A 21,019-nucleotide genomic window follows, 5' to 3' on the forward strand; every position below is an offset into this window, starting at 1 on the left:
GCAATGGCTGCGCTCAGGCGGTTTTGGCGACCATAGCGTTGATCTGGGCGGTGCTGGTCTGGGCGGTGCGGATCAGGCGATGTCGATGACGATGACGGTGGTGTTGTCTCGACCGCCGGCAGCGTTGGCCACTTCGATGAGCTTGCGGACGGCACGCTCGGGGTCCGGGATGAGGGCGGCATCGACGATATCGGCGTCTTCGGCGCCCGCGAACAGGCCATCGGAACTGATGAGCAGCCGGTCGCCGGGACGGCATTCCAGCTCGACGAGATCCAGCCGCACCTGCGGACCGATGCCCAGCGCCCGGGTCAGCAGATGACGCTGCGGGTGGTAACGCGACTCGGTCCTGCTGATCTCACCGGCGCTCACCAGTTCACCGGCGATGCTGTGATCATCGGTGAGCTGTTCCATGTGACCGTCGCGGATGCGGTTCAGTGGCGAGTCACCGATGTTGAGGGCCAGCGGCCCGCCCTGCTCGGGGCCGAAGAAGGCCACCACGGTCAAGGTCGCCCCCGAGGCGGCCATACCGGGGACGGCCTCGGCCCAGACCTTTTCGTTGGCCTGCTGCACGGCCGCGATGAGGCCGTCACGATCGGGTGCGGCGGCGAAGGCGGCCGCGAGGGTCTCCAGCGCCGTCCGGCTGGCGTGCTCACCGCCCAACCCGAAACCATCGGACACCGCATACAGAATGCCCTCGGCCAGCGCCGCATCCTGATTGCTCTCCCGTACCGGCCCCTGGTCGGTGGCCGTGGCGGCCGTCAGCACCAATGTCATGGCGTGCGCTACCCCACCTCGGGTGTGAAGGTGGCCAGCGCCTTGCCGGTCTTCCAATGTTTGAGCAGCGCTTCGGCCAGTTCGCGGTAAGCCTGGGCGCCCTTGTTTCGACGGCCCGCGAGCACCGAAGCCCCCGATGCGGTCGCCTCGGCGAACCGGACCGTGCGCGGTATCGGCGGTGCCAGCACGGGCAGCGCGTAGCGGTCGGCGACGTCGAGCAGCACATCACGGCTGTGCGTGGTCCTGGAGTCGTAGAGCGTGGGTAACGCGCCGAGCAGATTGAGCTCGGGGTTGGTGATCTGCTGGACGTCCGAGATGGTGCGCAGGAACTGCCCGACGCCGCGGTGCGCCAGGGTCTCGCATTGCAGCGGCACGATCACATCATGGGCGGCCGTCAGGCCGTTGAGGGTAAGCACACCCAGCGACGGCGGGCAGTCGATCATCACCACGTCAAAGTCGGCTTCGACCTTGGCCAGCGCACGCTTGAGCGCGTACTCCCGCCCGGCCCGCATCAGCAGCATGGCCTCGGCGCCGGCCAGATCGATATTCGCCGGGAGCAGCGTCATGCCCTCGACGGTCTGCACCAGCGCCGCATTCGGCTCCACGTCGCCGAGCAGCACCTCGTGCACCGACACCGGCAACTTGTCCGGATCCTGCCCGAGAGAGAACGTCAGACAGCCTTGCGGGTCCAGGTCGACCAGCAGCACGCGCCGGCCCTTCTCGGCCATGGCCGCGCCCAACGACGCCACCGTCGTCGTCTTGGCAACCCCACCCTTTTGATTGGCGACCGCTAGTACCCGCGTCACATCCTCATCCAAGCACGCTCGCGGCGAGCGCACGCCGGCGTGCGGCAGAATCGCCGGTGTGAACGCCCAGCAGCACCGCCTTCTGTTGCTTCGCCACGGCGAAACGGAATGGTCGGCCACCGGCAAGCACACCGGCCGCACGGACCTTGATCTGACCGACACCGGACGCGAACAGGCCAAGCTCGCCGCTGAGGCGCTGGCCCGCCTGGAGTTGGACGATCCATTGGTGATCAGCAGTCCGCGGCACCGGGCACAGGTCACCGCCGAGCTCGCCGGGCTGAAAGTCGACGAGATCTCCCCCCTGCTGGCCGAGTGGGACTACGGCGAGTACGAGGGCCTCACCACCGCGCAGATCCGCCAGACCGTGCCCGACTGGATGGTGTGGACGCACGACTGCCCGGGTGGCGAGAGCGCCGCCCAGGTGACCACGCGCGCCGACCGGGCACTGGCCATGGCGTTGGAGCACCTGGAAAACCGCGACGTGGTGTTCGTCGGTCACGGCCACTTCTCCCGCGCGGTGCTGACCCGTTGGGTGGAGCTGCCGGTATCCGAGGGCATCCGCTTCTCGATGGTGCCCGCGTCGATCGCGGTATGCGGCTTCGAGCACGGCGTCCGCCAGATCAGCGCACTCGGCCTCACCGGCCACGTCAATCCGTGCCTGCCGCAGTGACGTCCCGGGTGCGCGAAGGAATCGCGGAAACAGACCCCTCATTCGTGCTGTCCGGCCCCGCCGGCACGGTGATCGCCGACGGCGTCAGGACCGGCTTCGCCGACATTGCCGGTGCGCAGTCGGCATTGCGCTCGGGTGCCGCACCGATGGTGGTCGGCGCATTGCCATTCGACACCTCCGCTGCGGCCGCACTGCACGAACCGCAATCCGTCCGATACACCGACGCATTGCCGGACTGGCCGGTCGGATGCCCACCGCGGGTGCGTATGCGCGAGACAGTGCCGTCCGGTCAGGAGCACCGCGAACGGGTCGCCGAGGTGGTGCGACGGTTGCGTGATCCGGGAAACGCCCTGGACAAGGTGGTGCTGGCGCGCGCGCTGCGCCTGGTCGCCGATGCTCCGTGGGACATCCGGGCGGTACTACGCCGCCTTGCCGATGCCGACCCCGCCGCCACGGTGTACCTGGCCGACCTGTCCCCGGCCGGCGGCCCGAACACCGGCACCGCGCTGGTGGGTGCGAGCCCGGAATTGCTGATCGCCCGCGCGGGTGACGCCGTGATCTGTCAACCGTTCGCCGGCTCAGCGCCACGGTCGGCAGATCCCGAGATCGACCGGGCCAGCGCGGCGGCACTCGCCGAATCCGGGAAGAACCGCTACGAGCATCAACTCGTCGTCGATGTCGTGCGCACTGCGCTTGATCCACTGTGTGCCGACCTGCAGATCGCCGACGAACCCGAATTGCACGGCACCGACGCACTGTGGCACCTGAGCACCCCCATCCGCGGTGTTCTGCGTGAGCCGCACACGACCGCAATCGATCTCGCGCTGGCGCTGCATCCCACCCCGGCTGTCGGCGGCGTACCGGCCGATGCGGCAGCCGCCCTCATCGGTGAGTTGGAGGGCGACCGCGGGTTCTACGCGGGCGCGGTCGGCTGGTGTGATCACCGTGGCGACGGCCGCTGGGTGGTATCGATCCGATGTGCCGTGCTGTCACAGGACCGCCGCACCGCGGTGGCCAATGCCGGCGGCGGAATCGTCGCCGAATCCGACCCGGACGACGAAGTCGAAGAGACCACAACCAAGTTCAGGACGATCCTGACGGGACTGGGGGCGCAGTGAGTGAACTGATCCGGCGGGCACAGCCCGGTGACGAGGTCGAGATCACCGCGATGATCCGGGAGCTGGCCGAATTCGAACGCGCGTCCGAGGAGTGCACGGTCACCGAAACACAGATGCACAGCGCACTTTTCGCCGACAAGCCGGTGGCATACGCCCACATGGTGGAGGCCGACGGGCAGATCGCTGCCACCGCGGTGTGGTTTCTGAACTTCTCCACGTGGGACGGGGTGGCCGGGATCTACCTGGAGGATCTCTACGTGCGGCCGGCATTCCGTCGACGCGGCCTGGCCCGGAAGTTGTTGTCGGCGTTGGCCCGTGAATGCGTCGAGCACGGCTACTCGCGGCTGCAATGGGCGGTGCTGAACTGGAACGTCAACGCGATCGCGCTGTACGACGAGGTCGGCGGCAAGCCACAGACCGAATGGACCACCTACCGGGTGTCCGGGCCGGAACTGTCCACGCTGGCCGGTCAGGGCGACCGCGAGAAGGGGCGATGATGACGACGGGATCCCAGGGTGAGGTGCAGCTGGAGAATGACCGGTTCCGGGTCACCAGATGGACGATCGACCCCGGTGGCGCGATTCCCATGCACCGGCACGATTTCGACTACGTGGTGGTGCCGATGGTCACCGGCACCATGCACGTCGTGACGGCCGACGGCGACGAGATCACCGCCGACCTCGTGGCGGGCCAGAGCTACAGCCGTCCGGCCGGCGCCGAGCACACGGTCGAGAACCGCGGCTCCCGCGATGCGATCGTCTTCGTCGAGGTGGAGCGACTCTCATAGCGTGTTCGCGCGGCTCGCGGCCTCGACCAGTGACACATCGCGCACCGCGCCCTGATCGGCAGACGTCGCCATCGCGGCGTAGGCCCGCAAGGCGGGTGAGACGAGGCGCTCCCGCTGCTGCGGCCAGTAGCCGCCACCGCGCTCCAGCTCGCTGCGGCGCCGGTCGAGTTCGGTTGCGTCGACCCGCAGTTCGACAGACCGCGCGGGAATGTCGATGTCGATGAGGTCACCCGTGCGCACCAGCGCGATAGGCCCGCCTGCGGCCGCCTCGGGCGACATGTGCCCGATCGACAACCCTGAGGATCCACCTGAGAACCGCCCGTCGGTGATCAGCGCGCACACCTTGGCCAGGCCGACACCCTTCAGATATGAGGTGGGATACAGCATTTCCTGCATGCCAGGCCCTCCGCGCGGCCCCTCGTAGCGCACTACCAACACATCACCGGACCGCACCCGCCCACCCAGGATCACCTCCTGGGCTTCCTCCTGCGATTCGACGACCACCGCGGGGCCGCTGAACCGCAGGATGGACGCGTCAACCCCGGCGGTCTTGACCACGCAGCCGTTCGGCGCGAGGTTACCCCGCAGGATCGCCAACCCACCGTCTGCCGAATAGGCATGCGCGACATTGCGGATACACCCGGACCTGGCGTCGAGATCCAGGCTCTCCCACCGGCATGACTGCGAGAACGCCGAACTGGACCGTTGACCACCGGGGGCCGCATGGAACAGTTCGACCGCCTCCGCCGAGGGATGCGACGCCCGCACATCCCACGACCCCAGCCACTGGTCCAGCGAGTCGGCATGTATGGAGTGCACGCCTGCATCGAGGAGCCCGGCACGGTGCAGTTCGCCCATCACCGTAGGAATCCCGCCTGCCCGGTGGACGTCCTCCATCAGGTAGTGCCCGTTGGGGGCGACCTTGCAGATGCAGGGAATCCGCCGCGACAGCTCCTCGATGTGGGCCATGGTGAAATCGATGTCGGCCTCCCGTGCGGCGGCCAGCAGATGCAGGATCGTATTGGTCGACCCGCCCATCGCGATGTCGACGATCATCGCGTTGGCGAACGCAGCCGACGACGCGATGTTGCGGGGCAACACCCGCGAATCGTCGTCGCCGTAATAGCGGTGCGCCAGTTCCACCACCCTCCGGCCCGCCGATTCGTAGAGCTCGCGGCGCGCGGTGTGCGTCGCCAATGTCGAACCGTTCCCCGGCAGGGCCAGTCCGATCGCCTCGGTGAGACAGTTCATCGAGTTCGCGGTGAACATTCCCGAGCATGAACCACACGTTGGGCACGCCGCCTCTTCGATGCGGCCGATGTCGGTGTCGGAGACGTCGGCGGCGACGGCGTCCGACATAGCCGTGACCAGGTTGAGTCCTTTGCGCACCGTCCCGTCGACCATGGTGGCCGAGCCGCCCTCCATCGGCCCACCGGAGACGAAGACAGTCGGCACGTCGAGGCGCAGAGCGGCCATCAACATGCCCGGAGTGATCTTGTCGCAGTTGGAGATACAGACCAGGGCGTCCGCACAGTGGGCGTTGACCATGTACTCGATGGAGTCGGCGATCAGCTCACGCGAGGGCAGCGAGTACAACATGCCACCGTGCCCCATCGCGATACCGTCGTCGACGGCAATCGTGTTGAATTCCCTGGCGATACCGCCCGCCTCCTGGATGGCCGCGCTGACCACCCGTCCCACCGGTTGCAGATGGGTGTGCCCCGGGACGAATTCGGTGAAGCTGTTGGCCACCGCGATGATGGGCTTGCCGAAATCGTCTCCGGACACCCCGGCGGCGCGCAGGAGTGCCCGCGCGCCCGCCATGTTGCGTCCGTGGGTGATGGTTCTGGATCTCAATTCGGGCATGGCCCCATGGTTGTGGAGAACCCGCCGCGGGCGAAGACGGTCCCGGCTCTAGTAGTGCCGGTACCACCCTGGATTCGGACGCCTAAAATCAGACGATGCCAAACCAGGCGGCTCGCACAGAACTGGGCGGGTTTCTGCGGATGCGTCGCGAATCGCTGGATCGATCCGAGCACGGACTTCCGCAGATCCGCGGCCGGCGCAGCGGCCTGCGCCGCGAGGAAGTCGCGTATCTGTCCGCCATCAGCGTCACCTGGTACACGTGGCTGGAGCAGGGCCGCGACATCAACCCTTCGCGTCAGGTACTGGAGTCGATCGGCAACACCCTCGGGCTCTCGCCGACCGATCGGACGTATCTGTTGTCGCTTGCCGGTTTCGCCCCGGGCGGCACCCAATTCCCGCCGCACCCCGCAGAACCACCAGATCATCTGCGCCGGTTGCTGGCGGCGTTCGATCCCTCCCCCGCCTTCGCGATCAATCCGGACTGGGGCATAGCCGCATGGAATCGCGCCTACGCGGCCCTGTACCCGCGGGTGCAGACAGCGGCCCCGGAGAACCGAAACTTGTTGTGGCTGGTCTTCACCGACCCGTCGATCAAGAAGCTGATGCCCGACTGGGAGGTGGAGAGCCGGCGGTTCGTCTCCGAGTTCCGCATGCAGAACGGCGCCCGTCTCAACGAGCCCGTAGTGACCGGCCTGCTCGACCGGCTAAAAGCGGAAAGCGCTGAGTTCGAGCGCATCTGGGACGACCACGCCATCGAAGGGTTTCAGACCCGGATACGGCGATTCGACCATCGACCCGCCGGGCAGCTCGAGTTGGAGTACCACCGGCTGACTCCCGCGGATCTGCCGGATCTGAGCATCGTGGTCTACACCCCAGCCACCGAGGCCGCAGCCGAGCAGCTGACCCGGCTGATCGCCTCCCGGCCCGACTAATCGCGTCCCGAAGCCCAGTGCCCCGCTGAGGGACTGAGCAACATGCCCAGGGTCAGCAGTGCGAGCACCGCAACGGCAATGCCGTACGCCATCTGATGGGACGTGAAGATGTACCAGGCCACCCCGAGCAGCAGCAGGTTCGCGAACACCGCGATCCCCCGGCCCCAGCGGCGCCCGGTGATCAGCGCCCAACCACCGGCCAGTACACCACCGCCGACCAGCACGAACCAGATTGCGGTGCCGTAGCCGCTGACGACACGCTGATCGGCGCCGGCCAGACCACGCACCACCAGGACCACCGCGACGAGCAGTCCGGCCAGACCCTCTGCGGCGACCAGAAATCCGGCGTACCGCACCGCAGGTGGCTGAATCGGGGGCTGGGTCACTTCGGCAGCCTGCTCGCGAGGTAACGGACCGCATACTCGTACCCGGCGGGGCCTGCACCGGCGATCACCGTCTCGGCGACCGCGGACACATAGGAGTGGTGACGAAACGCTTCGCGCCGGTGGATATTGCTCAAATGCACTTCCACCACCGGCAATTCGACAGCGCTCAGCGCATCCGCGATCGCCACCGAGGTATGGCTGTAGGCGGCGGGGTTGATGATGATGCCTGCGCAGTCGGCGCGTGCGGCCTGGACGGCGTCGACGATCGCACCCTCGTGGTTGCTCTGTACGGCGCGCACTTCGAACCCGAACTCCGCGGCCAGTGTGCTGACTGCCTGTTCGATCTCTGGCAGCGTGGTGGCTCCGTAGATCTCCGGCTGACGAGTGCCCAGCAGGTTCAGGTTCGGCCCGTTGACGAGCAGCAGACGACGATCGGTCACCTCCGTACGGTACCGGGACAGGCCCGGCTGAGACACTTTCCGCGTGCCGATCCCACAACCGTGCCCCTGCGGATCCGGTGCGCCGTACGCCGCGTGCTGCGGACCATTGCACCGCGGTGCGCGGGCCACCACCGCCGTCGCACTGATGCGCGCGAGGTTCAGTGCGTTCGCGCTCGGCGACCCGGACTATCTGTTCACCACCTGGCATGCCGGCAGCCGCCCGCACCAGCTGGATCTCGACGACACCGTCACCTGGCGCCGGTTGCAGATCGTCGACACCGACGCCGGCGGGGAACTGGACGCCACCGGCGTGGTGGAGTTCCGCGCCCAGTACGAGCACCACGGCAAGCGTCACATCCTGCACGAACGCAGCCGCTTCGCCCGCACCGAGACCGGCAGCTGGTGCTATCTCGACGGCGAGGTGCGGGAGTGACGCTACGTAAGGTAGGCCCATGCGGATAGCCATGACGGTGGGAGCGCTGGCGGTCGCCACCGCGTTCGGCGTGCAGGCCGCGCCGGCCGCGGTCGCGGATACAACCGGCGATGGTTCGCTGCCCGACGGTCAGGTGCTGACCGCCTACGACGTGGCCGATCCGGCGATCGGCCGGCTCGAACCGCGGCTGCTGACCGCCATCCAGAACGCCACCTCGGCCGCGGCGGACGAGGGCATCACCATGACCATCAACTCCGGCTGGCGGTCCCCGCAGTTTCAGCAGCAGTTGCTCGACGACGCCGTCAACACGTACGGCAGCCTCGACGCCGCACGCCAGTACGTGCAGACTCCGCAGCTCTCCAAACACGTCACGGGTGAAGCCGTCGACGTCGGCGGGACCGGCACCGACCAGTGGCTGATCGCCAACGGATCACGGTTCGGGCTGTGCCAGATCTATGCGAACGAACTGTGGCACTTCGAGCTGGCGACCGACCTGTTCGGGGTCTGCCCGCCGCTGCTGCCGAACGCGGCCGGCTGAGGTCCCCGATAGGCTCAATGCCTGTGCGCGCCGTGCTGATCGTGAACCCGAACGCGACTTCCACCACCCCTGCCGGGCGCGACCTGCTGGCCCATGCCCTGGAAAGCCGGGTCAAGCTCACCGTGGCCCACACCGATCACCGCGGCCACGCCATCGAGATCGGCAGGCAGGCCGCCCGCGACGGCGTCGACGTGCTGATCGTGCACGGCGGCGACGGCACGGTGAACGAGGTGGTCAACGGTGTGCTCGGCGAGTGCGCCAGACGTCCTGACCCCGGTACCGCGCCGGCGGTGGCGGTTGTCCCCGGCGGCTCCGCGAACGTGTTCGCGCGTGCCCTCGGCATCAGCCCCGATCCCATCGAAGCCACGAACCAACTCGTCGACCTCCTCGGTGATTACCGGCGCGGCAGGCACTGGCGTCAGATCGGGCTGATGGACTGCGGGGAACGCTGGGCGGTGTTCACCGCCGGTATGGGTGTCGACGGGGCCGTGGTGGCCGCGGTGGAGGCGCAGCGTGCCAAGGGCCGCAAGGTCACCGCGTCGCGCTACATCCGCGTCGCGGTGCGCGAGGTGCTCGCCAGTGCCCGCAGACAGCCTTCGCTGACGCTGCACCTGCCGGGCGCCGAACCGGTCCCCGGCGTGCACTTCGCCTTCGTGTCCAACTCAAGTCCGTGGACCTACGCGAACACCCGACCGGTGTGGACCAACCCCGACACCACGTTCGAAACCGGGCTGGGCGTGTTCGCCACCACCAGCATGAACATCTGGGCGAATCTGCGGCTGGTCCGCCAGATGGTGTCGCGCAAACCACACCTCGAAGCCAAGCACCTGGTGCGTCACGACGACGTGTCCACGGTCACCGTGACGAGCGACACGGCTGTCGCGTGCCAGATTGACGGAGATTACGTCGGCTCGCGTGAAACTATGACCTTCACCGCGGTTCCTGACGCGCTGTGCGTTGTCGCACCTCCCGCAAAAGCCCTCTGACCTGCTGGTACACAACCAGCTTGATCAGTTTAGGGCGCAGGTGAGTTGAGTGTAGTACAAACGAATGAGGGCTCTGGTAACAGGGTTGGGCAGTGACATTGCCCACGTGTTAACTCGCTGCTATTGACATCTGTTCAGCCTGTGAAAGCATCGGATGCAACAGTGCAGAAACATTTCATGTGCACGCGTTAACAGCCGAAGAAAAAGCTCGTGCGCCTCGCTGCGCACTTACTAAGGAGTTAAAAGCATGGATTGGCGCCACAAGGCGGTCTGTCGCGACGAGGATCCGGAGCTGTTCTTCCCGGTCGGGAACAGCGGCCCGGCGCTCGCGCAGATTGCTGATGCGAAGCTCGTGTGCAACCGCTGCCCGGTGACCACCGAGTGCCTGAGCTGGGCACTGGAGTCCGGCCAGGATGCAGGCGTGTGGGGCGGGATGAGCGAGGACGAGCGTCGTGCGCTCAAGCGTCGCAACGCCCGCACCAAGGCTCGCACCGGAGTCTGACTCAGCTTCAGCTCCCCGCAGCTCGCTACGGCCCCGACGGAATCGTCGGGGCCGTAACCATTTCCTGACGAATTCGGTAGCAAATTGCGTTATCGACGTCACATTTCCGTTTTGACAATCTGTTTATAACCTGCGGAACGCCTGTCGATGGCTTGTGCGTCGATCGCTACTGCACTCCCCTGGTGCGCCGACCGATCGGCACGCGCAGCACGACGTCGGTGCCGCCGCCTGCCGATTCGTGCACGCCCAGGGAGCCGTCCAGCTCCGCCGACACGAGCGTCCGCACGATCTGCAGGCCGAGCCGGTCGGACTTCTCCAGGCTGAAGCCGTCGGGCAGCCCACGGCCGTCGTCGTGCACCACCACGTCGAGCCAGCGCGCCGAACGCTCGGCCCGGATGGTCACACAGCCCTGCGCTGTGTTGACGTCGAATGCGTGCTCGATGGCGTTCTGCACGAGCTCGGTGATGACCATGACCAACGCGGTGGCGCGGTCGGCGTCGAGCACCCCCAGATCGCCTACCCGGTTGATCCGGATGGGGGTGTCCACGGACGCAACGTCGTTCATGATGGGCAGGATCCGGTCCACCACGGCGTCGAGGTTGACCTCCTCGTCGACCGACATCGACAGTGCGTCGTGCACCAACGCGATCGACGACACCCGCCGGACCGATTCGATGAGCGCCTCACGTGCCTCGATGTTGCCGGTGCGGCGCGCCTGCAGCCGCAGCAGCGCCGCGACGGTCTGCAGGTTGTTCTTGACCCGGTGATGGATCTCCCGGATGGTCGCATCCTTGCTCAGCAGCGCCCGGTCCCGTCGTTTGACCTCGGTGACATCGCGGATGAGCACCGCGGCGCCGGCGGCGTCTCCGTGCACGACGAGCGGCAGGGTGCGCAACAGCACCGCCGCACCACCCGCGTCGACCTCCATCCGCATGCTCGATCCCCCGGCCAGCGAATCGCGCACGTGATTGGCCAGCTCCTGCGCCTCGAACGGGTCGGAGATCAGCGGCCTGGTGATGGCGACGAGGTTGTGGCCTTCGAGCTCGGAGGCCAGGCCCATGCGGTGATAGGCCGAGATCGCGTTGGGGCTGGCGAACACCACGTCACCGACCTTGTCCAGGCGGATGAAACCGTCGCCCACCCGAGGACTGGAACGGGACATGGCCAGGTCACCGACGTTGGGGAAAGTGCCCTCGGTCAGCATGTGCAGCAGATCGCCCGCACAGTCGAGGTAGGCACCTTCCAGTGGGCTGGCCTGACGGTGCGCGGCCTGGTGCGTGAGCACCGCCACCACCTGATCGCGATGCCGCACGGGCACCGCTTCCACGTTCAGCCGCGACGTCCCCGGCGAATCATCTCCTGCCCTCCCGATCGATCCGGACCGGAAAGCGGTGGTCACCAACGGTAGATCGGTTGCGGCGGCCACCGTTCCGACCGCGTCGGCGAGCAGCACTGTCGGGGCGGTGTTGGGCCGGATCTGCGCGACGCAGACCAGGGCGCCGTCATCGCGGCGCACCCACATCAGGTAGTCGGCGAACGAAAGATCGGCGAGCAGTTGCCATTCACCGACGACAGCATGCAGATGGTCGACCGCACTTCCGGGCAGCACCGTGTGTTCGGCGAGCAGATCACCGAGGGTTGACATCAGCCAACGTCCGCAGCCTCAGAGTTGGTCGATCACCGCGATGAGATCGCCGGCCTGGATGACATCGCCCTCGGCCACGCTCACCTTGGTGACCGTTCCTGCCACCTCGGCGAGCACCGGGATCTCCATCTTCATCGACTCGAGCAGCACCAGGGTGTCCCCTTCGCCGATCTGATCGCCCTCATGAACCACGACCTCGAGCACACTGGCCACGATTTCAGCGCGAACGTCTTCGGCCATCTTCACCCCACTCACTCCGGCTTGCGGTCAACCTGCCGCCTCAATATCGAACCACACCCTAGGTGGACAGCGCCCCCGCCGGGCCATGAGACACTGGGGAGCAAGCTCTAAACGTCTGGAGGATCACCATGGCCAAGCGTGGCCGCAAGAAGCGCGACCGTAAGCACTCGAAGGCGAATCACGGCAAGCGTCCCAACGCCTGACCCTGCTCGCCCCGTTAGCCCCGGATGATCGTGGTGCGGCTGATCTCGATACGCAGCCGCTCACGCAAGCCATCCGGGGCTTTCTCACCACTGCACTTGCTGGCGATCAGCCGCTTCACCCGGCCCTCGACGCCGTAGTGCCGTAAGCAGGCCGGGCAGTCTTCAAGGTGCTGTTTGAGCTTGTCGCGACTCTCGGCCGTGCACTCCCCGTCCAGCAGGGTCCACACCTCGGCGATCACGGCAGCGCAATCCGGATGCTCCGGATCGACCGGACCGATCGGCGGGGCCCACCGCTCGTCCTCACGGTTGGAGTCGTGGCTTTCGGTCATGACGACACCTCCTCAGGCGCACCGACCTGCTGACCTCGCATGAATCCGCGATCGCGGGCCACATCGGCCAACAGATCGCGCAGCTGCTTGCGGCCACGATGCAGGCGGGACATCACCGTCCCGATCGGCGTATCCATGATTTCGGCGATCTCCTTGTAAGGGAAGCCCTCGACATCGGCATAGTAAACCGCCATCCGGAACTCCTCGGGCAATGCCTGCAGCGCAGCTTTGATCTCGGTGTCTGGCAGCGCCTCCATGGCCTCTACCTCGGCCGACCGCAGGCCGGTCGACGAGTGCTCGGCGTTGGCCGCCAGCTGCCAGTCGGTGATTTCATCGGTCGGGTACTCCGCCGGCTGGCGCTGCTTCTTCCGGTAGCTGTTGATGTAGGTGTTGGTCAGAATGCGGTACAGCCACGCCTTGAGATTGGTGCCTTCACGGAATGAGCGGAAGCCCGCATAGGCCTTCACCATCGTTTCCTGCAGCAGGTCCTCGGCATCTGCCGGGTTGCGCGTCATGCGCAGCGCGCCGCCGTAGAGCTGGTCGAGCAGCGGAATGGCATCCCGCTCGAAACGTGCGGTCAGCTCGGCATCAGACTCTTGCGGCGTCTCGGGCACTGCCCGGTCGACGTCAGTCATGGTGGGGAACACCGTCCCTTCTGTTACGGCGCCACCAAACAGCTCCGGATCTATCGGACGTTGTAGGCATACAGCTGGCACCAAAATCTCCTTCCGATCCTAGGGCTTGACACGGACACATACCGCCGGAGCACGTCAAAGCACCGACACTGACTGCAACAACAGTGCGAAGCGGCCGTAATGTTCCCGGTTACCCTGTCCCGGTGGCACGCGCAGCGACACCGGCCATCGCGGTTCTGGTGGCCGCAGGCATCGAGCACGAGGTGATGCAGTATCACCACGATCCCCGCAACGATTCCTTCGGCGACGAGGCCGTGGCCGAGCTGGCCGACGCAGGCATCGTCGCCGACCAGGTCTTCAAGACCTTGATCATCGCGTTGCCGAAACGCCTGGCAGTGGCCGTACTGCCGGTTCCGGCCAAGCTGTCGCTCAAGGCCGCGGCCGCCGCGCTCGGTGTGCCCAAGGCCGAGATGGCCGACCCGGCGGCCGCCCAGCGGTCCACCGGCTACGTCATCGGCGGCATCTCACCCCTGGGTCAGCGCAAGCCGCTACCCACCGTCGTCGACGCGTCGGCGCTGCGCTTCGACACCGTGCTGTGCAGTGCAGGCAAACGCGGCTGGGACGTCGCGCTCGCGCCGGCCGACCTGATCCGGGCCACCGGCGCGGTGTCCGCCGACATCAGCGTCCGCGCTTAACCTCCTGCGGCTTTGACCTCGGTGGTAGTGGTGATTTGTGGAGTCTGAGCCGCACTCATGACGGGTAAGACTCCACAAATCACAGGTCGGTGCGCGCGGCGTTGATCACACCAGGCTTGCGACCCGGCCGTCGCTGAGGGTGGCTGCGGTCCTGGCCGCCACGTCGACGTACTGCACCTCAGGCGCCAACTCGACGACCCGGAACCCGGTGCCGGTGACGTCGAAGACCCCGAGTTCGGTGATCACCCGGTTCACCACCGCCTTGCCGGTAAGCGGAAGATCGCACGACGAGACGAGCTTGGCAGCACCGGATTTGGTCACATGGTCCATCAGCACGACGACCCGGCCTGCGCCGCTGACCAGATCCATCGCGCCGCCCATCCCCTTGACCATCGAGCCGGGCACCATCCAGTTGGCCAGGTCACCGTTGGCCGCGACCTGCATGCCGCCCAGCACCGCCACGTCGACATGTCCGCCACGGATCATCGCGAAACTCGTTGCGGAGTCGAAGAAGGACGCGCCGGGCACCACCGAGACCGTCTGCTTGCCCGCGTTGATCAGATCCGGGTCAACCTCGTCCTCGTACGGGAACGGCCCTACCCCGAGGATGCCGTTCTCGGCGTGCAGGGTGACCTCGGAGCCCTGCGGCAGGTAGTCGGGGATCAGGGTGGGCAGACCGATGCCGAGGTTGACGTAATCACCGTCGCGCAGTTCGGCCGCGGCGCGCGCCGCCATCTGTTCGCGGGTCCAGCTCATCGGACGGCTCCTCGTTCTCGGATGGTGCGCTTCTCAATGTTCTTGTGGGCGGCCCGTTCCGGCGTCAGTTCGACGACGCGTTGCACGAAGATCCCTGGTAGCGCGATCTCGTCGGGGTGCAGGCCACCGACCTCGACGACCCGCTCGGCCTCGACCACGGTGACGCGTCCGGACATGGCGGCCGGTGGGTTGAAGTTTCGCGCGGCGGCATGAAAAGTGCAGTTTCCTGCCCTGTCGGCGACGGCGGCACGCACCAGCGCGTAATCGGTGACGATCGATTCCTCCAGCACCATCTCCTTGCCCCCGAAGGTGCGGACCTCCTTGGCCGGTGAGGCCAGTGCCACGGTGCCGTCGGGGTGATAACGCCACGGCAGGCCGCCCTCGGCGACCAGGGTGCCCACGCCGGTGGGTGTGAAGAACGCGCCGATTCCGCTGCCGCCGGCCCGTAGTCGCTCGGCCAGGGTGCCCTGCGGCGTGAGCTCGACGGTGAGTTCACCGGCCAGATACTGGCGGGCGAACTCCTTGTTCTCGCCGACGTAGGAGGCGATCACGCGGCTGATCCGGCCGGCCTCCAGGAGCAGGCCCAAACCCGCACCGTCGACGCCGCAATTGTTGGACACGATGGTGAGATCGTCGGCGCCCTGCTCCAACAGTGCCCCGATCAGGAACCACGGGATGCCGGCCAGGCCGAATCCGCCGACCGCGAGGCTGGCGCCGCCGGGGATGTCTGCGACGGCCTCTGCGGCCGATCCGACCACCTTGTTGAGGGTCATGGTTGCTCCAGTCGCTCAAAATTGTTGATGAGTGCGGGCGTGATGATGCCGGGCTGCTCGGCGTTGGCCAGGTGTGCGGCGTGGTCCGTCCATGCCGAGGCGGGCGGCAGTTGCGCGCCGGTGCACGGCGACGCTCATCGCACGGCCTCGAAAACCGCTGCGAGGCCTTGTCCCCCGCCGATGCACATGGTCTCCAGCACGTAGCGGGCGTCGCGGCGCGCGGCTTCGTAGGCGGCGGTCGCCAGGATGCGGGCCCCGGTGGCGCCGATCGGATGCCCCAGTGAGATGCCCGAGCCGTTGGGGTTGAGCCGTTCGTCGAGCGGATCGATCTTCCATTCGGCCAGCACCGCGAGCACCTGGACGGCGAACGCCTCGTTGAGTTCGATCAGGTCGACCTCGTCGAGGGTGATACCCGCGCGGTCCAATGCGGCCGCGGTGGCGCTGACCGGGCCGATGCCCATCAGCTCCGGGGCACAGCCGGTCACCGCCCATGACCGCAGGCTCAGCAGTGGTGTGAGTCCGCGCTTTTCGGCTTCGTCGGCAGTGGTGACGACGCACATCGCGGCACCGTCGTTCTGCCCGGAGGCGTTGCCCGCGGTGACGGTGGACCCGGCATCGACCTTGAGTCTCACGGGGCGCATCGCGCTCAGCTTGTCGATGTCGACATCGGCACGAGGATGCTCGTCGTAGTCGACGACAACGTCCGGTCTGCCGCGCTGGCCGGGTACGGTCACCGCGATGAGTTCCTCGCCGAAGCGTCCCGCGTCATGCGCGAGGACTGCGCGCTGATGCGAGCGCACCGCGAGTTCGTCCTGTTCGACACGGGTGATGCCGTATTCGCGACGCAGGTTCTCCGCGGTCTCGATCATTCCGCCGGCGATGGGATGACCTGAGCCACCGGCAGTTTCGCGTGCGCGATCCAGCCTGTCCTGCAAAGCGACACCACCTTGGCGCACCCCGGTGCGTAGCCCGAGGGCATAGTGCTCGACGTTGGACATCGACTCGGCACCGCCGGCGACGACGATGCGGGCCGCGCCGGTGGCGACCTGACCTGCGGCGTAGAGGACGGCCTGCAGGCCGGAGCCGCAGCGCCGGTCGATCTGGAGCCCCGGCACCCGGGTGCCCAGTCCGGCGTCCAGGGCGGCGATCCGGCCGATGGCGGGGGCCTCACCGCTCGGGTAGCCGTTGCCCAGCACCACGTCGTCGACATCGCCCTCGCCCAGGCCCGTGCGGGTGATCAAGCCGCGCAACGTCACGGTGGCGAGATCGGTGGCGGTCAACGCCGCCAGCGCACCGCCCATGCGGCCGACCGGCGTGCGGGTCGGATTACAGATCACCACATCGGAGGCGGAAGTCACGCTTCGACGGTAGCCAGCAGGGTAGATATTCTGAAATACTTAAATCCTGCCGATTGATATCTGTAAGGTCCTAATATGTGGAGCTACGTCATCTCCGGTACTTCCGGGCCGTCGGCGAGGAACTTCACTTCGGCCGAGCGGCCGAGCGGCTGCACATCGCCCAGCCACCGCTGTCCCAGCAGATCCGTCAGCTCGAGCGGGAGCTGGGCGTCTCGCTGCTCCGCCGCACCACGCGCAGCGTCGAACTGACCGCGGCCGGGCGGGCGTACTTGCAGCGCACGGTGGAGATTCTCGACGCCGTCGAGGAGGCCGGCAGCCAGGCCGGGCGCATCGCCGCGGGACTCGAAGGGCGGCTCACGATCGGGTGCGTCGGCTCCGCCACCTACTCACTGCTGCCGCGGCTCGTGCGGGCGCTGGGTGAGGCGCTACCGGCACTCGACGTCACCGTGCGGGGCGAGATGCTGGCGCCCGCGCAGATCAGCGCGCTGCTGTCCGGTGACATCGATCTTGCGCTGCTGCGTCCACCGGCCGACCAGGATGGAATCGTTGCTGAGATCGTGCGCCGGGACCGGCTTCTGGTCGCACTACCCGCAGACCACCACCTCGCAGGCCGCACCGAATTGACTGTCGAAGACCTGCGTGCGGAGGACTTCATCGTGCATGTCGGACACGGACGCTCGGTGATGAGCAATCTCGTCGCGGCCATCTGCGCTGACGCCGGATACGTCCCGCGGATACGCCAGGAGGTCTCCGAAACGTCCACGCTGATCACCCTGGTGGCGGCGGGGCTCGGGGTGGCGATCGTGCCCGACCCCACGGCCGCACTCGATATCGCCGCGGTCCGCTACGTGCCCCTGGCACCACCCACCCTTGGAGTCGACCTGGTGGCCGCGAGGGCGGCGACCAACGACTCGGCCACGATCGGCAATGTGCTGGCCATCCTGCGCAGTCTCGATGTGTGAGTCATCCGCGCTCAACCCGGCGGGCATATCGTGACCCCATGACACAGACGCCGTTGTCCGGAAAAACCATGTTCATCTCCGGCGCCAGCCGCGGTATCGGCCTGGCGATCGCCAAGCGCGCCGCCGCCGACGGCGCCAACATCGCGCTGGTCGCCAAGACTGCCGAACCACACCCCAAACTCGAAGGCACCGTCTACACCGCGGCCAAGGAAATCGAGGAGGCCGGCGGTCAGGCCCTGCCCATCGTCGGCGACGTCCGCGACGGCGACTCGGTGGCCTCCGCAGTAGATCAAGCCGTGGCTCAATTCGGCGGCATCGACATCTGCGTCAACAACGCCTCGGCGATCAACCTCGGCTCGATCGAGGACGTCCCGCTCAAACGCTTCGACCTGATGAACGGCATCCAGATCCGTGGCACCTACGCCGTCTCCCAGGCCTGCATCCCGCACATGAAAGGCCGGGAGAACCCGCACATCCTGACGCTGTCCCCGCCGATCCGACTGGAATCGGAATGGCTCAAGCCCACGGCGTACATGATGGCCAAGTTCGGGATGACGCTGTGCGCGTTGGGCATCGCCGAGGAGATGCGCGAGGCGGGCATCGCCTCGAACACCCTGTGGCCGCGCACCCTGGTCGCCACCGCCGCGGTGCAGAACCTTCTCGGCGGCGACGAAGCGATGGGCCGCGCCCGCAAGCCCGCAATCTACGCCGACGCCGCCTACGCGGTCTTCACCAAGCCTGCCCGCGAATACACCGGCCAGAGCCTGCTGTGTGAGGACGTGCTCCTGGAAGCCGGCGTCACCGACCTGTCGGCCTATGACTGCGTCCCCGGCTCGGAACTGGGCGTGGACCTGTGGGTCGACACCCCCAACCCGCCGGGGTACGCCCAGCCCTGAGCCGAGCGTGCGCGCCGCCGGGATGCCCATCTAGGCTCCGACAGTGCCTGATCCCACGCCTCATCCCACGAATTGGGCGGCCGGCCGTTATGAAGCCGTCGCCGAACGCATCGCGCTCATCGCAGGCAAGGTTGTCGACGCGGTCGACCGCCGCGGGCCCGTCAGCAATACCGCGGTGGTCGATCTCGCCTGCGGCACCGGAAGCGCTGCGCTGGCCGCGGCCGCCGCCGGTGCGCAGGTGACCGCGGTCGACCTCACCCGTGAGCTGATCGCGATCGCCACCGCACGTCCGGGCGCTGACAGCGTCAACTGGGTTGTCGCCGATGCCGCACACACCGGCCTGCCCGGCGGCGCGTTCGACGCGGCAGTGTCGAATATGGGCATCATCTTCGTCGAACCGGACGCTCTGGTGGCCGAGGTCGGTCGGCTGTTACGGCCGGGCGGAATCTTCGGGTTCTCCGCGTGGATACCGGAGCAGGACAGTCCTTTCCGCACCCCGATCGTCGCCACGCTGGGTCGGCCCGCCGTTACGGGCCAATCCCCCGAACAATGGGGTGATCCCGACATCGTGCGCAGCCGGCTGGCTTCGGCGTTCGACGACATCACCATCGAAACCGGCGCACAGACCTGGCAGTTCGACTCCTTGGCGACCGTACTGCGTTTCCTGCAGGACGAATCGCCCATGCATGTCGATCTGTTGGGCCGACTCGAACAACCGGTGCGCCAACGACTCATGACCGCATTCGAGGCGGCTCTGCGTGAGCACACCGACGACACGGGCCTGGTGTCGTTCGACAGCCCCTACCTGATCGCCACCGCGCGCCGGCGGTGAGTCAGCTGGTCCGCGTTCCGCCGGACAGCATGCCCTCGACACTGTCGGCGAAGGCCGCCGTGGTGAAGCAGGTCGGTTCGGCGAACTCCTCGAGCGTGAGGGCGTCGTTCCAGTTGGCGTCGGCCGCGGTCCGCAGCAGCGGTTTGGCCATCGCGACGGCGTGCGCAGGCAACGCGGCCACCCGTGAACACCACGCGTCGGCCGCTTCGAGCAACCGATCGGGGGCGACGACTTCCTGCACGAGTCCCAGGCGCTGCGCGGTTTCGGCGTCGATGTGGTCGCCTTTCAGGTAGTACGCCAACGCGCCCTGATAACCGAGCCTTCGCGTCAACGCCCAGCTGGTGCCGACCTCCGGGATCAGTCCGAGGCGGGCGAATGCCGGCACAATGACTGCGCGCTCACTGGCGATGGTGATATCACAGGTCAGCGCCCAGGCCAGCCCGACGCCGGCGGCCGGGCCGTTGAGCGCGGCCACGAAGATCGTGTCCGAGCCCGCGATAAGCCGTGCAATGCCACCGAATTCGCGACGTATCCACCGCCACACGTCGGCGGTGCCTTCAGCCTCATACCGGCGCTCGATCGCGGTGCGCATCATGCGCAGGTCGCCGCCCGCGCTGAAGCCCGGACCCGAACCGGTGAGCACCACAGCGCGGATGGCGCTGTCGGACACCAGGTTCTCCAGCGTGTGGCGCAGCTGCCTGACCAGTGGGGCGGACAGCACATTGAGCCGATCCGGTTCATCGAGTGTCACGACTGCCCGGTCGTCGCGGCGCTCGACCCGAACCCGACGTGGCGCGGCGGGATCGTCACCTTCTGCCACCATGCCTGGGTACAGGGCTTCACTCATTCGAGATCCTCCTCAATTGTCCTGACGCGTAGGGAATTCCATGCCGCGTCGGCGAACGTTTCGACGGTCCCGCTCTCCATTACGGCCATGTCACCGGCCGCCCAGTACCGGGAATACTCCTGGGCAGGCCCCAGCCACAGCGCGGCGCTGACCCCGGGCCGCATGGGCGTCAGGACACCGTAGGTATGGTGCGGACGCCACCAATCACGAATGGCCGCAAAGAAGTTCCGGTTCGCATCCCTCAACTCGGCGCTGTCTAGCCGGTCCCCCAGCAGCAGCCTGGCTTCGCCGCGGTGTGCCCCGACCCAGTTCAGATGGTGCCGGACGCCGCCACGAATGCCCGCTTCGGCGGCGACCTGAGCGTGCAACATCGCCACGAAGCCCCGCTGGTACTCGGCAAGGACCTGCGCATAGACGGCGGCCGCCAAGGCCGACTTGTCGGGAAAGTGGTGATAGAGCGACCCGACGCTGACCCCGGCCTCGCGGCGCACCTCGTCGAGGGTCGCAGCGATCGCGCCCTCGGCCGCAAAGCGACGGCGGGCCACCGACAGCAGTCGGTCTCGGGCACCCGTGGTCGTCGACGGCGGCACGAGAATTACTCTATCAAAAC

The 21,019-nt window shown here is 67.2% G+C and carries 28 protein-coding genes; 14 read left to right on the forward strand and 14 right to left on the reverse strand.

What is annotated here, in order from left to right; translation table 11 throughout:
- Positions 1-72: 72 nt before the first annotated feature.
- Positions 73-774, reverse strand: coding sequence for a PP2C family protein-serine/threonine phosphatase (locus M1247_RS17940; protein ID WP_317157711.1), 702 nt, complete (start codon positions 772-774; stop codon positions 73-75).
- 8 nt (positions 775-782) lie between these two features.
- On the reverse strand, positions 783-1,580 hold the full coding sequence (locus M1247_RS17945; protein WP_317157712.1) for a ParA family protein: 798 nt from the start codon (positions 1,578-1,580) through the stop codon (positions 783-785).
- Between the two features lie 58 nt (positions 1,581-1,638).
- On the opposite strand from M1247_RS17945, the gene M1247_RS17950 reads away from it, so the two are divergent.
- Genes M1247_RS17950 through M1247_RS17965 form a run of 4 tightly spaced genes read left to right on the forward strand, consistent with a single transcriptional unit; the run spans position 1,639 to position 4,155 of the window.
- On the forward strand, positions 1,639-2,250 hold the full coding sequence (locus tag M1247_RS17950; RefSeq protein ID WP_317157713.1) for an acid phosphatase: 612 nt from the start codon (positions 1,639-1,641) through the stop codon (positions 2,248-2,250).
- On the forward strand, positions 2,235-3,368 hold the full coding sequence (locus M1247_RS17955) for an isochorismate synthase (RefSeq protein WP_317157714.1): 1,134 nt from the start codon (positions 2,235-2,237) through the stop codon (positions 3,366-3,368). Before M1247_RS17950 ends, M1247_RS17955 begins: the two co-directional genes overlap by 16 nt.
- Positions 3,365-3,865 (forward strand): GNAT family N-acetyltransferase, encoded by a 501-nt coding sequence (locus M1247_RS17960; protein WP_317157715.1) that lies wholly within the window; start codon positions 3,365-3,367, stop codon positions 3,863-3,865. The genes M1247_RS17955 and M1247_RS17960 overlap by 4 nt, the downstream gene beginning before the upstream one ends.
- Positions 3,865-4,155, forward strand: a complete 291-nt coding sequence (locus M1247_RS17965) for a cupin domain-containing protein (RefSeq protein WP_317157716.1) — start codon at positions 3,865-3,867, stop codon at positions 4,153-4,155. Before M1247_RS17960 ends, M1247_RS17965 begins: the two co-directional genes overlap by 1 nt.
- On the opposite strand, the gene ilvD is transcribed toward M1247_RS17965, so the two are convergent.
- Entirely contained in the window at positions 4,150-6,021 is a 1,872-nt protein-coding gene (gene ilvD / locus M1247_RS17970; RefSeq protein WP_317157717.1) for a dihydroxy-acid dehydratase, read from the reverse strand. The genes M1247_RS17965 and ilvD overlap by 6 nt on opposite strands.
- A gap of 95 nt (positions 6,022-6,116) precedes the next feature.
- On the opposite strand from ilvD, the gene M1247_RS17975 reads away from it, so the two are divergent.
- Positions 6,117-6,953, forward strand: coding sequence for a helix-turn-helix transcriptional regulator (locus tag M1247_RS17975; protein ID WP_317157718.1), 837 nt, complete (start codon positions 6,117-6,119; stop codon positions 6,951-6,953).
- Here M1247_RS17975 and M1247_RS17980 read toward each other — a convergent pair.
- Both M1247_RS17980 and aroQ read right to left on the reverse strand, forming a co-directional pair.
- Positions 6,950-7,339, reverse strand: a complete 390-nt coding sequence (locus M1247_RS17980; protein WP_317157719.1) for a hypothetical protein — start codon at positions 7,337-7,339, stop codon at positions 6,950-6,952. The two genes, M1247_RS17975 and M1247_RS17980, sit on opposite strands and share 4 nt — an antisense overlap.
- Positions 7,336-7,779: a type II 3-dehydroquinate dehydratase gene (gene aroQ, locus M1247_RS17985; protein ID WP_317157720.1), complete on the reverse strand. Its 444-nt coding sequence runs from the start codon at positions 7,777-7,779 to the stop codon at positions 7,336-7,338. The genes M1247_RS17980 and aroQ overlap by 4 nt, the downstream gene beginning before the upstream one ends.
- Positions 7,780-7,828: 49 nt before the next feature.
- Between aroQ and M1247_RS17990 the strand changes: the two genes are divergently transcribed.
- From M1247_RS17990 to whiB1, 4 genes are all read left to right on the forward strand, one after another.
- Positions 7,829-8,212, forward strand: a complete 384-nt coding sequence (locus tag M1247_RS17990; protein WP_317157898.1) for a YchJ family protein — start codon at positions 7,829-7,831, stop codon at positions 8,210-8,212.
- A gap of 19 nt (positions 8,213-8,231) precedes the next feature.
- Positions 8,232-8,750, forward strand: a complete 519-nt coding sequence (locus M1247_RS17995) for a M15 family metallopeptidase (protein WP_317157721.1) — start codon at positions 8,232-8,234, stop codon at positions 8,748-8,750.
- A gap of 23 nt (positions 8,751-8,773) precedes the next feature.
- The gene (locus M1247_RS18000; protein ID WP_317157899.1) at positions 8,774-9,736 is read left to right on the forward strand and encodes a diacylglycerol/lipid kinase family protein; all 963 of its coding nucleotides are present in this window, start codon (positions 8,774-8,776) and stop codon (positions 9,734-9,736) included.
- Between the two features lie 247 nt (positions 9,737-9,983).
- Positions 9,984-10,238, forward strand: a complete 255-nt coding sequence (gene whiB1, locus M1247_RS18005) for a transcriptional regulator WhiB1 (RefSeq protein WP_003893300.1) — start codon at positions 9,984-9,986, stop codon at positions 10,236-10,238.
- A gap of 166 nt (positions 10,239-10,404) precedes the next feature.
- Here the strand turns inward: whiB1 and M1247_RS18010 are convergent, their stop codons facing one another.
- Together M1247_RS18010 and M1247_RS18015 are read right to left on the reverse strand one after the other, a co-directional pair.
- Positions 10,405-11,883: a two-component system sensor histidine kinase PdtaS gene (locus tag M1247_RS18010; RefSeq protein WP_317157722.1), complete on the reverse strand. Its 1,479-nt coding sequence runs from the start codon at positions 11,881-11,883 to the stop codon at positions 10,405-10,407.
- A gap of 18 nt (positions 11,884-11,901) precedes the next feature.
- Positions 11,902-12,123 carry a biotin/lipoyl-binding carrier protein gene (locus M1247_RS18015; protein ID WP_317157723.1) on the reverse strand — a complete coding sequence of 74 codons (222 nt, stop codon included), beginning with the start codon at positions 12,121-12,123 and terminating at the stop codon, positions 11,902-11,904.
- A gap of 128 nt (positions 12,124-12,251) precedes the next feature.
- Here M1247_RS18015 and M1247_RS36430 point away from each other — a divergent pair, with 128 nt between their 5' ends.
- The gene (locus M1247_RS36430) at positions 12,252-12,326 is read left to right on the forward strand and encodes a 50S ribosomal protein bL37 (RefSeq protein ID WP_011728008.1); all 75 of its coding nucleotides are present in this window, start codon (positions 12,252-12,254) and stop codon (positions 12,324-12,326) included.
- Between the two features lie 14 nt (positions 12,327-12,340).
- Here the strand turns inward: M1247_RS36430 and rsrA are convergent, their stop codons facing one another.
- Complete coding sequence (gene rsrA, locus M1247_RS18020) at positions 12,341-12,655, reverse strand: mycothiol system anti-sigma-R factor (protein ID WP_317157724.1); 315 nt, start codon at positions 12,653-12,655, stop codon at positions 12,341-12,343.
- Positions 12,652-13,290: a sigma-70 family RNA polymerase sigma factor gene (locus tag M1247_RS18025; RefSeq protein ID WP_317157725.1), complete on the reverse strand. Its 639-nt coding sequence runs from the start codon at positions 13,288-13,290 to the stop codon at positions 12,652-12,654. The genes rsrA and M1247_RS18025 overlap by 4 nt, the downstream gene beginning before the upstream one ends.
- A gap of 203 nt (positions 13,291-13,493) precedes the next feature.
- On the opposite strand from M1247_RS18025, the gene ybaK reads away from it, so the two are divergent.
- Complete coding sequence (ybaK, locus tag M1247_RS18030) at positions 13,494-13,985, forward strand: Cys-tRNA(Pro) deacylase (RefSeq protein ID WP_317157726.1); 492 nt, start codon at positions 13,494-13,496, stop codon at positions 13,983-13,985.
- Positions 13,986-14,090: 105 nt separating this feature from the next.
- Here ybaK and M1247_RS18035 read toward each other — a convergent pair whose 3' ends face one another.
- The 3 genes from M1247_RS18035 to M1247_RS18045 form a co-directional block, all read right to left on the reverse strand.
- The gene (locus M1247_RS18035) at positions 14,091-14,741 is read right to left on the reverse strand and encodes a CoA transferase subunit B (protein WP_317157727.1); all 651 of its coding nucleotides are present in this window, start codon (positions 14,739-14,741) and stop codon (positions 14,091-14,093) included.
- Positions 14,738-15,514: a CoA transferase subunit A gene (locus M1247_RS18040; protein WP_317157728.1), complete on the reverse strand. Its 777-nt coding sequence runs from the start codon at positions 15,512-15,514 to the stop codon at positions 14,738-14,740. The genes M1247_RS18035 and M1247_RS18040 overlap by 4 nt, the downstream gene beginning before the upstream one ends.
- A gap of 134 nt (positions 15,515-15,648) precedes the next feature.
- On the reverse strand, positions 15,649-16,872 hold the full coding sequence (locus M1247_RS18045; RefSeq protein ID WP_317157729.1) for an acetyl-CoA C-acetyltransferase: 1,224 nt from the start codon (positions 16,870-16,872) through the stop codon (positions 15,649-15,651).
- A gap of 77 nt (positions 16,873-16,949) precedes the next feature.
- On the opposite strand from M1247_RS18045, the gene M1247_RS18050 reads away from it, so the two are divergent.
- Genes M1247_RS18050 through M1247_RS18060 form a run of 3 tightly spaced genes read left to right on the forward strand, consistent with a single transcriptional unit; the run spans position 16,950 to position 19,562 of the window.
- Entirely contained in the window at positions 16,950-17,834 is an 885-nt protein-coding gene (locus tag M1247_RS18050; RefSeq protein ID WP_317157730.1) for a LysR substrate-binding domain-containing protein, read from the forward strand.
- Positions 17,835-17,872: 38 nt separating this feature from the next.
- On the forward strand, positions 17,873-18,730 hold the full coding sequence (locus M1247_RS18055) for an SDR family oxidoreductase (RefSeq protein ID WP_317157731.1): 858 nt from the start codon (positions 17,873-17,875) through the stop codon (positions 18,728-18,730).
- Positions 18,731-18,773: 43 nt separating this feature from the next.
- Positions 18,774-19,562, forward strand: coding sequence for a class I SAM-dependent methyltransferase (locus M1247_RS18060; RefSeq protein WP_317157732.1), 789 nt, complete (start codon positions 18,774-18,776; stop codon positions 19,560-19,562).
- A gap of 1 nt (position 19,563) precedes the next feature.
- Here the strand turns inward: M1247_RS18060 and M1247_RS18065 are convergent, their stop codons facing one another.
- Both M1247_RS18065 and M1247_RS18070 read right to left on the reverse strand, forming a co-directional pair.
- Positions 19,564-20,409 carry an enoyl-CoA hydratase/isomerase family protein gene (locus tag M1247_RS18065; RefSeq protein WP_317157733.1) on the reverse strand — a complete coding sequence of 282 codons (846 nt, stop codon included), beginning with the start codon at positions 20,407-20,409 and terminating at the stop codon, positions 19,564-19,566.
- Entirely contained in the window at positions 20,406-20,999 is a 594-nt protein-coding gene (locus M1247_RS18070; RefSeq protein WP_410506891.1) for a TetR/AcrR family transcriptional regulator, read from the reverse strand. The genes M1247_RS18065 and M1247_RS18070 overlap by 4 nt, the downstream gene beginning before the upstream one ends.
- Between the last annotated feature and the right edge of the window lie 20 nt (positions 21,000-21,019).

It is taken from the genome of Mycobacterium appelbergii (genome assembly GCF_032883035.1).
In the GTDB taxonomy this organism is placed as follows: domain Bacteria; phylum Actinomycetota; class Actinomycetes; order Mycobacteriales; family Mycobacteriaceae; genus Mycobacterium; species Mycobacterium appelbergii.